The sequence below is a fragment of the Embleya sp. L77 genome, from assembly GCF_055557415.1.
This window is the reverse complement of record NZ_CM145709.1, coordinates 3,385,653-3,400,137: the sequence shown is the minus strand read 5'-3', so window position 1 is coordinate 3,400,137 and position 14,485 is coordinate 3,385,653. Positions and strand designations below refer to the sequence as shown.

Genomic DNA, 14,485 nt, shown 5'->3' with positions numbered 1-14,485 from the left:
TGCTGCGGACGCGGACGCGGACGCGGACACGGACGCAGACGCGGGTGCGGACGTCGGCACGGACGCAGACGCGGGTGCGGGTCGCGTTCGCGGCGGGGATCTGGGCGGTGGCGCTCACGCCGGCGCCCATCGCTCTCGCGGCCCCGGCGACCGGGGCCACCGGTCCCTCGGTGACCGTGACGCCCGGAGCGGCAAAGCCCGGGGACGTGGTGGCGATCCGGGGCTCCGGGCTGACCGGCTGCGCGTCGAACAAGGTGGACGTGTACCTGCTGTCGGCCAACGGGGGCAGTTCCGGGGAGTACCAGGATCTGCTCGCGGCCGACCTGCCGGTGGACCCCGCGCACGGCAACTCGATCGCGTTCCGGCACGAGATTCCGGCCCCGGTCTACAGCTCGAACGCGGAGGGCAACATCCCCGGGCCGGTGAACCGGATCGCCGTGCGATGCAACGGTGAGGAGGAACGCGCCCTCGCGCAGGCCCCGATCGAGATCGACTCGTTTCGACCCGAGGAGACCCGGAAGCAGCCGGCCGACCTGTCCGCGAAGCGGCTGATCCTGGAGCCGGCCGCCGGAGCGCCGGGCACCGAGGTCACGCTGTGGACCGACCTGCACTGCGGAGACGCGAATGCGAGCGACGACGCGCGGGTGACCTGGGGTGGGCGGGACCTGACCAAGCTCAGCGTGCAGAGCACCGGGAGCAAGGGCGAGTCCTACCGCTTCACCGTGCCGGACGGACCGAATCGCGGCCCACAGCCGGTCACCGTGAGCTGCTTCGCGCAGGGGGCGGGGATGCCCGACAACGGGGTCACGCTGCGCACCGACTTCCGGGTTGCCCAACCGGAGTTGACGCTGACACCCACCCGGCCGACCGCCGGGCAACCGTTGCGGATCGCGGGCAGCGGATTCGTCGCATGCGGCCGACCGGTCGACGGCGGGGCCGGTTCGCTGACGGTACGTCATGGCACCACTGTGCTGGGGAGCGTGCCGGTGGCCGGCGACGGGCGGTTCGCGGGCGAACTCCGAGTCCCGCGTGGACTTCCGGGCGGGGATGGGACGTTGACGGTCGTGTGCGCGACGGGCGCGGGGTACGACGGCGACTTCGCGGTACGGGTCGCGGTGCTCGGCGCGGCCGCGTCGCCGGCGACGGACCGGTCCGAGGCGGCGGTGAACCTGCCGAGCCCGGACGCGCTGTTCGACGAGCCCCGGCCGGTGCTGCTGGCCGGCGCGACGGCGGTGGTGGCACTGCCCGTACTGGGCTTCTCGGCCGAACTGTTCAACAAGACCTGGGAGCAGAACCACCTGCGGATCCGGCGCCGGCTGCGCCCGGGAGCGGCGCGGCCTCGATCGCAACCCCGGCTACCCGAGTTGCAGGTGCTGACCTTCGTGCTGCTCTCGGCCGCGTTCTGCGTCGCGGTCGAACCGGGTACCGGCTGGAACGCGGGCACGGCCGCACTCGCCCTGGCCCTGGTGGCGGCGGTCCCGCTGGGCGTGCTGGTGTACGAGGGCTCGGCGGAGGCCTACCGACGCCGCGTCTCGCGCATCCGCGCGCTGCCTCGACTGCTTCCTGGGGCCCTCGGCGTCGCCCTGGTCCTGGCCGCGGCCTCGCGCATGCTGCATCTGACGCCCGGCTACGTGTACGGCCTGTTCCTGGCTTTCACCTCGGCCGGGCTGCGGCGGATGTCGCCGGCCGACGAGGGCCGCGCGATCGCCCTCGGCTCGTGGTCCCTGGCGGGCCTCGCGGTGGTCGCGTGGGTGTGGCGCATCCCGGTGACCCACGTCCTGAACGAGTCCGACGGCGCCCCCTTCGGCTGGGTCTTCGCCGAGGACGTGCTCACCCAGTGCTTCGTGGCCGCGGTGGTGGGCCTGGTCTTCGGCCTGCTGCCGATGCGGTTCATGGACGGCCACGCCCTGTGGCAATGGAACCGCTGGGCCTGGGCGGCCATCTACGCCCTGGCCGTGTTCCTGTTCATCCTGGCCCTCCTCGACCCGACGGGCGCCGCCGACGGCATCACCCGAGCCATGTGGCTCCGCTCCACCCTCCTCTTCACCACCGCCGCACTCGCGTCCCTGACCTTCTGGGCCATCTTCCGCCTCCGGCCCCCTAGGACAACCTGACGCAAGGAGAGGAAACCTGCACCGCGACGCGGTTGAGTCCATCGATGCCTTTGGCCCAAACGACATATCCGTCGCGGGGATTGGTAGCGCTGATCGAGGCGGACGGGGTGGCCGGCGGCAAGGTGTAGGTCGAGATCTCCCACCCCTCAGCCAGGAGGTAGCCGTGCAGACGCTCAACGGCCTGGGTCAACTGAGGAGGCTCGACGCCTTCGAGTTGCCAATAGTGGTTCATCCCATAGACATGTGACCCCCAGCAAGCCTTTTCCAATTTTTGATCCTTTTCAATCCGACGACCCCCAAGGGCAATGGCATCAAGAACGCGACTTGAGTAGGCATCGATTTGCGATTGCACGGATTCACGTCGCATCGCTGGAGAGACATTAATTTTCGCATCACCTCCGCACGATGAAAGCGCCGCCAGAACAGTAAATAGAACAGCACAGCAGCGCCAAGAGTTCATGGGGCCACCCCCCACACCAGCGAGACTTCTCGATAACGTCCGGCCACGATTGCTGCCTGATTATCCAGGCTTACCGGATCATCCGTTTCCCAGTACTCACTATGCCCGTGCGCACCATCAGTTCGAATCCTATTTGCCCCAAAAGCTCGCGAATCTGGCGTGACCCTCTGGTGTGACTTCGGGCCCACAGGGGCATGCGCCCCGGAGCCCAGAGCCGGAACAACGTCACCACGAGCAGAAGCTGCCCAGAAATGGTTCGGATTTATGTTGAGGTCCGCCGCCCGCTCGACGCGCATGCCCGGGCTACCTGCAACCACGATGTCCTTAACTGGCAACCCATTTCCAGAACTGGCCGCCTCACCAACGACGACCGACCCGTAGCTATGAGCAATCACTGTCATATGACGATTTGAGTCGATCCCCTGAGCCACACCGACGCCACGAATAAAAGACTTAAGTTTGGGTGCAGCCAGCTCCGCGCCCGAAGAATCCATCGCGTGCAACAATGTATCCGGGGCGTCGTATCCAATCCATGCGATGACAGACACCTCATCTTTGCTCAGGTAGCGCTGAGTTGCTGCCGCAAGGTTCTGCATTCGCACCACATAATCCTGCGTCTCCGCGAGGCTCGCCCCCGTCCCCGGTACATAGACCGCCGTGTGGGCGGCCCTGTCCGGGTTGCCGATGGCGACGATTGCGCGGCCGTCGTCCTTGGCGCTGAAGCCCATCAGGTACAGGTCGTCGCCGGAGCGCAGTGTCGCCTCCAGGCCCTCGATCGCCGCCAGGCGTTCCTTGAGCGCCGTGACGCGGAATCGCCACTTCGCGTCGTCGGTGCGCCCCGCCGCATCCCGCTTGGCCCGCGCGGCGGCCAGCTCCGCAAGCAGCGCGACCTTCGTCTCGGCCAGCGCGACCCGATTGGCGCGGTCCCGGACGTCCGTCGGCAACCCGTCCATCGCCCCCAGCACCGCCGGATACCCGGCCAGATACATCGCCTGCTCCGACGGATTCAGCCCCGCCCACCACTTGGCCGCCGCGACCGGATCGCCCTTCGGGATGGTGGCGAGGTCCAGGCCCGCCAACGCCATCACGCACGCGCCGTCGGCGGCGGTGTCCGCCCAGTCGGCCGCCGCCGTCGGATACAGCCGGGCCAGCGCCTCCGCACAGTGCGTGTCGACCTCGGTCGCCTTCCGGACCGGCACGGCCAACCGCTGCTCCAACTCGTGTCGCCGCGAGACCATCGCCGCGTCGACGCCGCGCGTCGGATCGGCCGGCTCCATCCGCCCGTCCTCGAACACGGTGAACCCCGCGGCCGCGGCCTCCGCCAATCCCGCCAGCAAATCGTGCCGGGCATTGCGGAGTTGGTCGGCCGCCGTATCCAGCACGGTCAGCACGCACCGGGCCTCCTGCGCCGCGACCCTGACCTGCTCACCCCGAGCGGCCAAAGCCCGCTCCGCCGCATCCGCATCCGCGCCGTCCCAGTGCGAGGCCCGCAGCGGCCCGCCCACACCGGTCGTCGCCCGCCCGACCAACCCGTCCAGCGCGCCCGCCAGGTCGGTCCACTCGGCCACCGCCCGATCCAGCCCACCCAACGCGGCGTCGCGCAGCTGCGTCAGCGTCACCATCAGGGCCGAGCCCCGGCGAACGCCCCCGCCGCCGCCTGATCGGTGCGGTCGTGCGCGTCGGCGTTCGTCCACAGCACATCGCCTGCCGCGTCGTACCCGTCCCCGAGCGCCCGCAGTTGATCCGCCCACGCCGCCGCCACCGCGCCGGCCGCCGCCGCAACCGCGAACCCCGGACACCCGATGACCGCGGCACTCGGCTTCCCCGCCGCCTGCCGCAGCGCCCCCGCCACCTCACGGGCCGCCGCCGCCCCCTGCCGCAACGCCCCCGTCTCGACCCGAACCCCCGCCGAGCCACCCCCACCGGCACCGCCACCACCAGCCAAGATCCCTCCCAGTGGCCGTTTGTTCACGCAATGGAGTCAAACGATACCCACCGAAAACCAGCCCATGGCCGCCCGACCCCGCGAATCCCCCAAGGGCGAACAGACCCACCAACCGGGGCGTAACCCGGCCGCCCCACGCTCGTTCACACGTATGGGCGAACGCGATAAGCCGTTCGGGGGACACGCGGGCCCCTCGAAGCAGTGGCACCGCAGCGACTGGCAGCGCATCGCCGGGGTCACCAATCGTCCGCAAAACCGCAGGTCAGGCGAATACCGTGTCAATTCGACACGGAATTATTCGGGCAATTCGGATGATGCGATCAAGATGCACAAGGGGTGGGGATGAGCACCGACGACTCCGTTGAGATTTTCACGTTCGCCGGCAGCAGCCAGGTGCGCGTCGTGATGGTCGCCGGCGATCCATGGTTCTGCGCGATCGACGTGTGTGAGGTCTTGGAGCACAGCAACTCGCGCGCAGCGGTCAGCGTGCTCGACCCGGACGAGAAGATGACGGTTGTTGTCAGCAAAACCGCAGGTCAGGCGAATAGCGTAAGAAAACCTTACGGAATTAATCGGGGCAATCCGAACATGACCTTCGTCAGTGAGTCAGGCCTCTACACACTGATCCTGCGCAGCAACAAGCCTGAGGCCAAACCCTTCCGCCGCTGGGTCACCCACGACGTCCTCCCCACCATCCGCCGCACCGGCCGCTACACCCCCGCCACCAGCGAAAACATGGATGCGCTGCTGTCGCGTGCGATCGGGTCGATCACCGATCTCGCCGCCCGCACCGGCGACCTCACCAAGGCCGTCGAGATCAACACCATGGCCGTCGCCCGTCTCACCGGCCGGTTCGAGTCGGCGGGCGGCGCGTTGTCCACAGATACTCCTCACACAACCCCTCCCACCTCGGAAACCCACAGCCCCGACCAAGTTCTCCACAGCGATTTCCACAGGGTTATCCACAGGCCGGTGGATCAACCCACAGCCGGTGATCGACGTCGGCTCACCCCCGAGGTCGTGGCCGCGTGTCGGCGTCGGGCCCGGGACGGGGTGTCCGTGTACCGGCTCGCCCGCGAGCACGGCGTGAGCGACTCGACCATGCGCTCGGCGGTGCGCGGCCAGACCTACCGCTACGTGCCCGAGCCGCCCGTGCGCCCCTGACCCGGCTCCGTCCGCACCAGCCGCCCCCGCGCCGCCAACTCGATGGTCAGGGCGACCGCAACCGCCTGGACCTGAAGCAGCGCGATCAGCACGAACAGCTGCACCGCCCCCGCCTGCAGCGGTGTCGCCCCGCCGAGCAGCATGCCCACGAAGGCCCCCGGCAGGGTCACCAACCCCACCGTCCTGGTCTGGTCCAGGGCCGGGATCATCGCCCCGGACGCGACCGGCCGGCAGATCTCCATCGCCGCGTCGCGATCGGTGAAACCCAAGGTCAGAGCGGCTTCGACCTCACCGCGGCGCTGTGCCAACTCCTCCAGCGCCCGCCGTCCCGCCAGCACCGTCGCGGTCATCGCGCCGCCGATCAGGATGCCCGCGATCGGGATCAGCACGATGCCCCTGGCCGGCAGCAGACCCGTCGCCCACAGCAGCACCAGGGTCGGCCCAGTGGCCGTCACGATCGGAACCGCGGGCCAGAACAACCGTCGGTTCGCGGTCACCCGCCCGGCCGCCGTCAGGGCCGCGACGGTGTACATCATCACCACGAACAGGGCCGCGAAGCCGAGCCGATCCACCACGTGTGTGATGACGAACGACACGGCGAGCAACTGCCCCGCCGCCCGGAGCCCGGACACCACGACCGCCCGGCCGTGGCCCAGTCTCGCCGCGCCCGCGACCGCCGTCGCGGCAAGCAGGAGCAGCACGGCGACAATCCCCAGGGTGGGGGTCACCGGCAGCAGCGTCGCGGCGTTTTCCACAGGCCCAGCCTCACCCTCCCGGCGGTACCGCGCACCGCGACCGTCCACAGCACGGAACACGACCGAAGCACGCCGGCCGGCTCAGTACAGTGACGACATGTCCGACGCCCGCACGCCCGCCGCCGCGCCCCGCTGGACCTACCTCGGCCCCGCGGGCACCTTTACCGAGGCCGCCCTGCGCATGCTGCCGGGCGCGGAGCACGCCGAGGTCACCCCGATGGAGTCGGTGCCCGTCGCCTTGGACGCGGTCCGCCGCGGCGACGCCGACGGCGCGGTGGTCGCGCTGGAGAACTCGGTCGAAGGTGCCGTGTCCATCACGCTGGACGAACTGGCCACGGGTGCCCCGCTCGTGATCACCGCCGAGGTCCTGCTGCCGATCGCGTTCGCGCTGCTGGTGCGTCCCGGGGTGACCCTGGCGGACATCAAGACCATCTCCAGTCACTCGCACGCGCAGCCGCAGGTGCGCAATTGGCTCTCGACCAACCTGCCCGACGCGCACTGGTTCTCGTCCGCGTCCAACGCCGACGCCGCCCGCCTGGTCCAGGAGGGCCGCTACGACGCGGCCCTGGCCGGCGAGTTCGCGGCCGGGCCGTACGGCCTGGTGCCGCTGGTCACCGACATCCACGACGTCGAGGGCGCGGTCACCCGCTTCGTCCTGGTCGAGCGCCCGGACCGCCCCACCGCACCCACCGGCGCCGACCGCACCACCGTGGTGGCGTACATCGTGGACGACCACCCGGGCGCGCTTCTGGAGATCCTCCAGGAGTTCGCGGTTCGCGGCGTCAACCTGACCCGGATCGAGTCGCGGCCGACCGGGGACGGGCTCGGGCACTACTTCTTCTCGATCGACGCCGAGGGCCATGTCGCCGACGCCCGGGTCGGCGAGGCGCTGATGGGGCTGCGGCGGGTGTGCGCGGCGGTGCGCTTCCTGGGGTCCTATCCGCGCGCCGACCGGGTCCGCCCGCAACTGCGCCGCGGCACCTCGGACGCCGAATTCGCCAACGCGAGCGAATGGCTGGCCCGCGCGCGCGGCGGCGGCATCTGAGTCGGTACGGCGCCGACAACTCCCGAGGGCACCCGCACCACGAGCCTTCGGCACCCACCCGCCGGCAGCCCCCGGCCCAACCCACCGTGAGCCCCCGGGGCACGCCCCCCGCGGGCCTTCAGGGCACACGCACCGTGAGCGAGCCCGGCCGGATCCGCACCGCGAGCCGCGTGCCGGGCCCGATCGGATCGCCGTCCAACTCGCGCGGCTCCGGCCGATCGGTCTCGATCAGCACCCGTCGGCCGGTGAAGTGCTCGATCGGGCGCAGCCGTTGCTGCTTGACCGGCACCACGGCCGGCTCCTGATCGCGGCGCCGGCCTATCACCCGGACCGTGGCGTGCGCCCAACCGGTCATCCCGTACGGCGCGAACACCACCACGTCCAGCAGCCCGTCGTCCGGCACCGCTCCCGGCAACAACTGCATGCCGGCCTGGAGCGCGCCGACGTTGCCCACCAGCACCATCCGAGCCCGGCGCCGGATCGGCTCGCCGTCGTCCACGGTCAGCGTCACCCGCATCCGCCGATCACGCAGGTGTCGGGCAGCGGAGACCACGTACGCCGGCCATCCGACCTTCTTCTTGAGCGCGTCCGGCGCGTCCGCGACCATCGCCGCGTCCAGGCCGATGCCGGCCATCGCGGTGAAGCAGCGCGGTTCGGCGCCCGCCGTGCCGGCGAGTTCGTCGTCCGGGTCCACCGTGCCCAGGTCGATCCGGCGGTCCTGCCCGTGCATCGCCACGTGCAACGCGTCGGCGATGTCGATCGGCAGACCGAGGTTGCGCGCGAGCAGGTTGCCGGTGCCCGCCGGGATCACCGCGAGCGGGGTGTCCGTACCGGCCAGCGCGCCCGCGCACTCGCGGATCGTGCCGTCGCCGCCCGCCGCGATGACCAGGTCCACCCCCTCGGCCAGTGCCTTCGCGGTCACCCCGGCGCCCGGATCGAGCACCGTCGTCTCCAGCCACAGCGGCGGGGCCCACCCGGCGTCGTGCATGATCCGGTCGATCCGGGTGCGCGACTCGGCGATGTCGAGCTTGATCGGGTTGACCACCAGTGCCGCGCGCGGCAACCCGCCGTCGGCCCCCTGCGGCGCCTCGCGCCGCCGGGACCCGTACCCCCAGACCGACTTCGGGGACAGCAGTGCGCGGTTCATCACCACCAGCACGACGCTCGCGTACAACATCGACATCAGCACGTCGCTGGGGTGGTGCATGCCGCGGTACATCCGGCTCCCGGCCACCGCGAGCGGTATCGCGCCGAGCAGCACCCACACCAGGACGGTGGGCCAGCGCCCGCGCAGCCGGCTCGCGAGCAGCACCGCCAGCCCGCCGTACAGCGCGAACGCGGCGCCGGTATGCCCGGACGGGAAGCTCGACGTCGCGGCCGCCGCGTCCAGGCGCGGGACGTCCGGGCGATCGCGCGAGACGAAGAGTTGCACGACGAAGAACACCAGTGCCTGACCGGCCACCGCGCAGGCCAGGAACATCGGGCCGCGCCAGGAGTGGCCGACGATCCGGGCCACCACGGCCGCGAGCAGCGTGGTGGCGATGATCACACCGGTGTCGGCCAGCGTGGAGAACACGTCGGTGAGGTCGTTCCAGCCGTCCGAGCGATGGTCGGCGAAGGTGCGGTCGAGGTCGTCCTCGATCGTGAACGGCCAGACACCGTCGAGGGACTTGGTGATCAGCAGACCGAGGCCGATCATGACGAAGGTCAATATGGCAAGGGGCAGGACGATACGGCGCAGGAACCGTCCTGCTTCGGTCAGCATGACCGACATTCTTACCCGGCCGCCGATCCTTCAGTTCCGCCGATCCGAGGAGTCCCCGTCGGTTGCGGGTCGAATGTGCGAAATCTCCGGATCCTGATCGTGCCCTTCGATCTCCGGTTCGAGGCCCTCCTCGGTCGCGTCCACGTCCCGCAGTCCGGCGTCACGGCGCCACCATTCGAAGACCGCCGAGGTCGCGGCGAGCACTATCAGGCCGAGCACCCAGCCGCCGACCACGTCCGTGACGTAATGCACGCCGAGCGCGACCCGGGTGAACCCGACACCGACCGCCGAGGCGATCGCGACCACCCAGGCGAGCGGCCGCCACACCCGCGGAATCAGCGGCAACAGCGCCAGCAGCAGCACACCCGGGCCGATCACGCCCATCAGCGCGTGCCCGGACGGGAAGGACCAGCCGCCGGCATGGTCGACCGGATTGGGCAGATTCGGCCGGGCCCGGGTGAACACGAGCTTGAACCCCGCGCCGAGCAGGCCGCCGACCACCACGGTGACCACCGCCCACACCACCAGTCGGCGGGCACCGCGCCACCAGAGCCATCCGCACATGATCGCCACCAGGAGGCGGTACATGTTCGGATCCCAGATCCAGTCGCTGAGAATCCGCAGCGCGTGTTGCCAGCCGGGGTGCTCGCGGACCCAGTCGTTGAGTCCGGTCGCCACGTCCTTGTCCAGGTCGAGCAGCGGCGACCACTTGGTCTCCACCAACAGCGCAAGCAATCCGAACGGGAGGGCGCCCACCAGCAGCGCAAGCGCGACCAGGGTCATCCTGAGGCCGAATCGCCGGTCCGGGTCGAGGCGCTTCCTGGTCCAGGTGGGAGTGGAGGTCATCTCTCATTCTTAGCCCGGATTCCGGCCGACACATCCGTTTGGGCGCCGTCGGGTTCGCCGGACTCGCGAAATCCGTTGGCGGGGCCCCGGTAGTCTTTGGACGTGATCGACCTGCGACTGCTCCGTGAGGATCCCGACCGTGTCCGCGCTTCGCAGCGCGCCCGCGGCGAGGACGAGACCATCGTCGATGCGCTGCTCGCGGCGGACGAGCTCCGCCGCTCGTCCGGCTCCCGGTTCGACGCGCTGCGCAACGAGCAGAAGTCGATCGGCAAGCAGGTCTCCAAGGCCAAGGGCGACGAGCGGCAGGAACTGCTGACCCGGGCCCAGACGCTGGCCGCCGAGGTCAAGACCGCCGACGCCGAGCAGGCCGAGGCCAAGGCCGAGACCGATCGGCTGCTCAAGGCGCTGGCCAACCTGATCGACCCGGACGCGCCGGTCGGTGGCGAAGAGGACTTCGTCACACTCGAGGAGATCGGCACCCCGCGCGACTTCGCGGCCGAGGGCTTCGAGCCGCGCGACCACGTCGAGTTGGGCCGGATGCTCAAGGCGATCGACGTCGAGCGGGCCGCGAAGGTGTCCGGGTCGCGCTTCTACTACCTGACCGGCATCGGTGCGCTGCTCGAACTCGCGCTGGTCAACATGGCGATCGCGCAGGCGACCGAGGCCGGCTTCACGCCGATGTTGACGCCCGCGCTGGTGCGTCCGCACGCGATGGAGGGCACCGGCTTCCTCGGCCAGGCCGCGGAGAACGTGTTCCACCTCGAAGCGGACGACTACTACCTCGTGGGCACGGCCGAGGTCCCGCTCGCCGCCTACCACATGGACGAGATCATCCCGGCCGCCGAACTGCCGCTGCGCTACGCCGGCTTCTCGCCGTGCTTCCGCCGCGAGGCCGGCACGTACGGCAAGGACACGCGCGGCATCATCCGCGTGCACCAGTTCGACAAGGTGGAGATGTTCTGCTTCGTCGCGCCGGAGGAGGCCGAGGCCGAGCACCGGCGCCTGGTGGCGTGGGAGAAGGAGTTCCTGAACCGGCTCGAACTTCCCTACCGGGTGATCGACGTCGCCTCCGGCGACCTGGGCGCCTCGGCCGCGCGCAAGTTCGACATCGAGGCGTGGATCCCGACGCAGGGCAAGTACCGCGAGGTCACCTCGACCTCGAACTGCACCGAGTTCCAGGCCCGCCGGCTCCACGTGCGGATGCGCGACGAGCAGGGCACCCGTCCGCTGGCCACGCTCAACGGCACGCTGTGCGCGGTGCCACGCACGATCGTGGCGATCCTGGAGAACCACCAGCAGTCGGACGGCTCGGTGGTCGTCCCGCAGGCGCTGCGTCCCTTCCTCGGCGGCCGTGAGGTGCTGGAACCGGTGCAGGCGTGACCTTCTCCCTGGTCGCCACCGACCTGGACGGCACGCTCCTGCGCGCGGACCACACCATCTCGGCACGCAACCGCGCGGCGCTGGCCCGGGTCACCGCGGCCGGTGCGAAGCACGTGATAGTGACCGGTCGCGCGGTGGCCTGGACGCGTCCGGTGTTCGAGGCGCTCGGCTACCGGGGGCTCGCGGTGTGCGGCCAGGGCGCGCAGGTCTACCACGCGGGCGAGCAACGGCTGCTCACGTCGGTCACGCTGGACCGAAGGCTGGCCAGACTGGCCACCGAGCGGCTGACCGAGGAACTGGGCGACGTACGGTTCGCGGTCAGCCGGGACGGGTTGGCCGGCGAGGTCGTCGTGGAGCGCGGCTACCGGTACGAGTCGGTGTTGCCGGTACACGTGGTCCAAGACCGCGACGAGCTGTGGACGGAGCCGATCCTCAAGCTCTACCTGTACCACGCCGACTACGACGACGACCGGCTGACCGCGTGCGCGCGCAAGATCTGCACCGGTCTGGTGGACGTCACGCACGCCGGGACGGGCATCGTCGAGCTGCTGCCGCTGGGCCTGAGCAAGGCGATCGGCCTGTCCCTGGCCGCGCGCAAGCTGGGCGTCAAGGCCGCCGACACCATCGCGTTCGGCGACATGCCCAACGACGTCACCATGTTCAAGTGGGCCGCCCACGGCGTGGCCATGGCCAACGCGCACGCCGAACTGCTCGCCGTCGCGGACGAGGTGACCCTGTCCAACATGGACGACGGCGTCGCGGTGGTCCTGGAACGCCTGTTCCCCGACATCTGAACCGGAGATCCGAACCGGATGTCGGCGCCGGCCGCACAACCCGTGCCCGTCGCCTGGCCGCGAGGCCGCGATCACCCGCCCCGATGCCCGAATCCGCAGCAACCCCACCTCACGTAACGGGTGGGCGGCCGGGCGCAACAACCTCCCGCGCCACGCGTACGTGCACCGGCCGCGACGCGCCCACCCCACAGGCGAGCGCACAGGCGGACAACACGAGCATCAGCACGATCGGCACCGTCCACCCGTCCGTGGCCTGATGGAGCGCACCGGCGGCCAACGGCCCGAACGCGGCGAACACATAGCCGACCGCCTGCGCCATCCCGGGCAACTGCGCGGCCGTGTTCGGATCCGGCGAGCGCAGCACGATCAGGGTCAGCGCGAGCGACACCGCGCCGCCCTGTCCGAGCCCCAGGAGCACCGCCCACACCCACGCCCCGCCCGTGGGCGCGACCATCAGCCCCGCGTAGCCGGCCGCGATCAGGCCGACCGAGCCGAACACCAGCGGGCTCTGGTTCCGCATCCGGCCGGCGATGATCGATCCCGCGAGCGAGGCCGGAATCTGGACGAACGTGTTGAACGCGAAGATCGTCGCCGCGGTGCCCTTGCTCATCCCGTTGTCGGTGAGGATGGTCGGCATCCAGGCCAGCAGTACGTAGAACAGCAGCGACTGCAGGCCCATGAACCCGGTGACCAGCCAGGCCAACGACGACTTCCACAGGCCGGGCACGTGCGGCATCGCCGCCGCGAAGGTCCCGCGCCGACGGCGCACGTGCGGCAGCCAGACCGCCACCGCCGCGAAGGCGAGCAGCGCCCAGATGCCGAGTGCCGGCTGCCAGCCGTGCCCCATCGCGTTCTCCAGCGGCACCGTCGCGCCCGCCGAGACCGCGGCGCCGAACACCATGGCGGCGCTGTACACGCCGATCATCGCCGCCGCCCGGTGCGGGAACTCGCGCTTGACCACGCCCGGCATCAGCACGTTCAGCACCGCGATCCCGGCGCCGACCAGGGCGCCGCCCGCGAACAGCGCGGTCAGGTCCGGAATCGTCCGCAGCAGGATCCCGACGCCGATCACGATCAGCGCGCCGAGCAGCACGAGTTCGGTGCCGTGCCGGCGTGCCGCGATCGGCGCGAGCGGCGAGATCAGGCCCAGGAACAGCACCGGTATCGCGGTGATCAGGCTGCCGGTGGTCGCGGACAGGTGGAACACGTCGCGCAGTTCGCCCACGAGCGGGGACACGCTGGAGAGTCCGGCCCGCATGTTGAGCGCGATCAGCACGATGCCGGCGAGCAGCAGTGCGCCGCCGGTCGCCCGCGCGGTGCCGCGGGCCGTCCCGCCGGTCGGGGGTATGCGCAGCTCGGTCGTGCTCATGCGTCGTGCTCCATCGGGTCGTGCTCCGTCGGGTGGTGCTCCGTCGGCCGGTGCTTCGTGGGCCCGTGCCCCGTCGGCCCGTGCCCCGTCGGGTCGTGCAGCAGTGCGTCGAGGGCGATCACGGCGGGTTCGAGGATTCGTCGCACGGCCTGCTCGGCCGCGTCCGGATCGCTCGCCTCGATCGCGTCGGCCAGCGCCACGTGCAGGGCGTGCGACGCGTCCGGGAGGGTGCCGTCGCCGACCACCGTGCGGATGCTGCGCCACAACGAGTCGCTGAACCAGCGGTAGGTGGAGACCATCGCCGCGTTGTGCGACGCGATCGCGATCGCGGTGTGGAAGGCCACGTCCTGTTCGACCAGGTCGTCCAACTCGCCCTCGGCCGGCTCGCCCCGGTCGAAGTGGTGCGGCTCGGGGCTGTCCGCACTGCCGTCGGCCGCGCCGCGGCGGGTCAGCGCGCGGCGGATCCGGTCCAGGTCCTCGGCGTTGCGGCGCTGGGCGGCGAGCCGGGCGGCCTCCACGTCCAGTGCGCGGCGCATCTCGAAGATGTCCCGCAGGTCGGCGTGCTCGATCCGGCGGACCAGGTCACCGGGGTCGGTGATGGAGCGTACGTAGGTCCCGTCGCCCTGGCGCGACTCCAGCATCCCGGCGTGCACGAGCACGCGGATGGCCTCGCGCACGGTGTTCCGGCCGACCCGGAGCCGTTCGGCGATCACGCTCTCACTGGGAATGCGGGCGCCGATCGGCCAGGTGCCGGCGGTCAGTTGGGCGCGGAGCTGGTCGATCGCATCGTCGACGAGGGAACGTCTACCGGCTGCCTGGAGCGACATGGACTCTCCCGAATTCATAGG

The 14,485-nt window shown here is 70.6% G+C and carries 13 protein-coding genes; 5 read left to right on the top strand and 8 right to left on the bottom strand.

Annotation, left to right across the window (positions count from 1 at the left end; all coding sequences use genetic code 11):
* Positions 1–74 precede the first annotated feature (74 nt).
* Positions 75–2,114 carry an FGLLP motif-containing membrane protein gene (locus ACZOOI_RS14515; RefSeq protein WP_465281029.1) on the top strand — a complete coding sequence of 680 codons (2,040 nt, stop codon included), beginning with the start codon at positions 75–77 and terminating at the stop codon, positions 2,112–2,114.
* Here ACZOOI_RS14515 and ACZOOI_RS14510 read toward each other — a convergent pair.
* The 3 genes from ACZOOI_RS14510 to ACZOOI_RS14500 are packed head-to-tail and all read right to left on the bottom strand — an operon-like array spanning position 2,101 to position 4,519.
* Positions 2,101–2,574: a hypothetical protein gene (locus tag ACZOOI_RS14510; RefSeq protein ID WP_465281028.1), complete on the bottom strand. Its 474-nt coding sequence runs from the start codon at positions 2,572–2,574 to the stop codon at positions 2,101–2,103. The genes ACZOOI_RS14515 and ACZOOI_RS14510 overlap by 14 nt on opposite strands.
* The gene (locus ACZOOI_RS14505; protein ID WP_465281027.1) at positions 2,571–4,196 is read right to left on the bottom strand and encodes an alpha/beta hydrolase; all 1,626 of its coding nucleotides are present in this window, start codon (positions 4,194–4,196) and stop codon (positions 2,571–2,573) included. The genes ACZOOI_RS14510 and ACZOOI_RS14505 overlap by 4 nt, the downstream gene beginning before the upstream one ends.
* Positions 4,196–4,519 carry a hypothetical protein gene (locus ACZOOI_RS14500; protein ID WP_465281026.1) on the bottom strand — a complete coding sequence of 108 codons (324 nt, stop codon included), beginning with the start codon at positions 4,517–4,519 and terminating at the stop codon, positions 4,196–4,198. Before ACZOOI_RS14500 ends, ACZOOI_RS14505 begins: the two co-directional genes overlap by 1 nt.
* A gap of 342 nt (positions 4,520–4,861) precedes the next feature.
* Between ACZOOI_RS14500 and ACZOOI_RS14495 the strand changes: the two genes are divergently transcribed.
* Complete coding sequence (locus ACZOOI_RS14495; RefSeq protein WP_465281025.1) at positions 4,862–5,683, top strand: BRO family protein; 822 nt, start codon at positions 4,862–4,864, stop codon at positions 5,681–5,683.
* Here ACZOOI_RS14495 and ACZOOI_RS14490 read toward each other — a convergent pair.
* Positions 5,653–6,438, bottom strand: coding sequence for an ABC transporter permease (locus tag ACZOOI_RS14490; protein WP_465281024.1), 786 nt, complete (start codon positions 6,436–6,438; stop codon positions 5,653–5,655). The two genes, ACZOOI_RS14495 and ACZOOI_RS14490, sit on opposite strands and share 31 nt — an antisense overlap.
* A 97-nt stretch (positions 6,439–6,535) precedes the next feature.
* Here ACZOOI_RS14490 and pheA point away from each other — a divergent pair, with 97 nt between their 5' ends.
* Entirely contained in the window at positions 6,536–7,483 is a 948-nt protein-coding gene (pheA, locus tag ACZOOI_RS14485) for a prephenate dehydratase (RefSeq protein WP_465281023.1), read from the top strand.
* Positions 7,484–7,601: 118 nt separating this feature from the next.
* Here the strand turns inward: pheA and ACZOOI_RS14480 are convergent, their stop codons facing one another.
* The gene (locus ACZOOI_RS14480; RefSeq protein ID WP_465281022.1) at positions 7,602–9,248 is read right to left on the bottom strand and encodes a bifunctional phosphatase PAP2/diacylglycerol kinase family protein; all 1,647 of its coding nucleotides are present in this window, start codon (positions 9,246–9,248) and stop codon (positions 7,602–7,604) included.
* A 30-nt stretch (positions 9,249–9,278) separates the two neighbouring features.
* Entirely contained in the window at positions 9,279–10,094 is an 816-nt protein-coding gene (locus ACZOOI_RS14475; protein WP_465281021.1) for a phosphatase PAP2 family protein, read from the bottom strand.
* 102 nt (positions 10,095–10,196) lie between these two features.
* On the opposite strand from ACZOOI_RS14475, the gene serS reads away from it, so the two are divergent.
* Positions 10,197–11,474, top strand: a complete 1,278-nt coding sequence (gene serS / locus ACZOOI_RS14470) for a serine--tRNA ligase (protein WP_396008074.1) — start codon at positions 10,197–10,199, stop codon at positions 11,472–11,474.
* Positions 11,471–12,268 carry a Cof-type HAD-IIB family hydrolase gene (locus tag ACZOOI_RS14465; RefSeq protein ID WP_465281020.1) on the top strand — a complete coding sequence of 266 codons (798 nt, stop codon included), beginning with the start codon at positions 11,471–11,473 and terminating at the stop codon, positions 12,266–12,268. Before serS ends, ACZOOI_RS14465 begins: the two co-directional genes overlap by 4 nt.
* Positions 12,269–12,377: 109 nt before the next feature.
* Here ACZOOI_RS14465 and ACZOOI_RS14460 read toward each other — a convergent pair whose 3' ends face one another.
* Positions 12,378–13,637, bottom strand: coding sequence for a CynX/NimT family MFS transporter (locus ACZOOI_RS14460; RefSeq protein ID WP_465281019.1), 1,260 nt, complete (start codon positions 13,635–13,637; stop codon positions 12,378–12,380).
* Positions 13,634–14,464: a FadR/GntR family transcriptional regulator gene (locus ACZOOI_RS14455; RefSeq protein ID WP_465281018.1), complete on the bottom strand. Its 831-nt coding sequence runs from the start codon at positions 14,462–14,464 to the stop codon at positions 13,634–13,636. Before ACZOOI_RS14455 ends, ACZOOI_RS14460 begins: the two co-directional genes overlap by 4 nt.
* Positions 14,465–14,485: the final 21 nt, after the last annotated feature.

Bases quoted from the DNA above. Each gene is read 5' to 3' on its own strand.
- ACZOOI_RS14475 (WP_465281021.1), bottom strand. From the start codon at position 10,094: ATGACCTCCACTCCCACCTGGACCAGGAAGCGCCTCGACCCGGACCGG.
- ACZOOI_RS14505 (WP_465281027.1), bottom strand. From the start codon at position 4,196: ATGGTGACGCTGACGCAGCTGCGCGACGCCGCGTTGGGTGGGCTGGAT.
- pheA (WP_465281023.1), top strand. From the start codon at position 6,536: ATGTCCGACGCCCGCACGCCCGCCGCCGCGCCCCGCTGGACCTACCTC.
- ACZOOI_RS14455 (WP_465281018.1), bottom strand. From the start codon at position 14,464: ATGTCGCTCCAGGCAGCCGGTAGACGTTCCCTCGTCGACGATGCGATC.
- ACZOOI_RS14495 (WP_465281025.1), top strand. From the start codon at position 4,862: ATGAGCACCGACGACTCCGTTGAGATTTTCACGTTCGCCGGCAGCAGC.
- ACZOOI_RS14510 (WP_465281028.1), bottom strand. From the start codon at position 2,574: ATGAACTCTTGGCGCTGCTGTGCTGTTCTATTTACTGTTCTGGCGGCG.
- ACZOOI_RS14460 (WP_465281019.1), bottom strand. From the start codon at position 13,637: ATGAGCACGACCGAGCTGCGCATACCCCCGACCGGCGGGACGGCCCGC.
- ACZOOI_RS14480 (WP_465281022.1), bottom strand. From the start codon at position 9,248: ATGCTGACCGAAGCAGGACGGTTCCTGCGCCGTATCGTCCTGCCCCTT.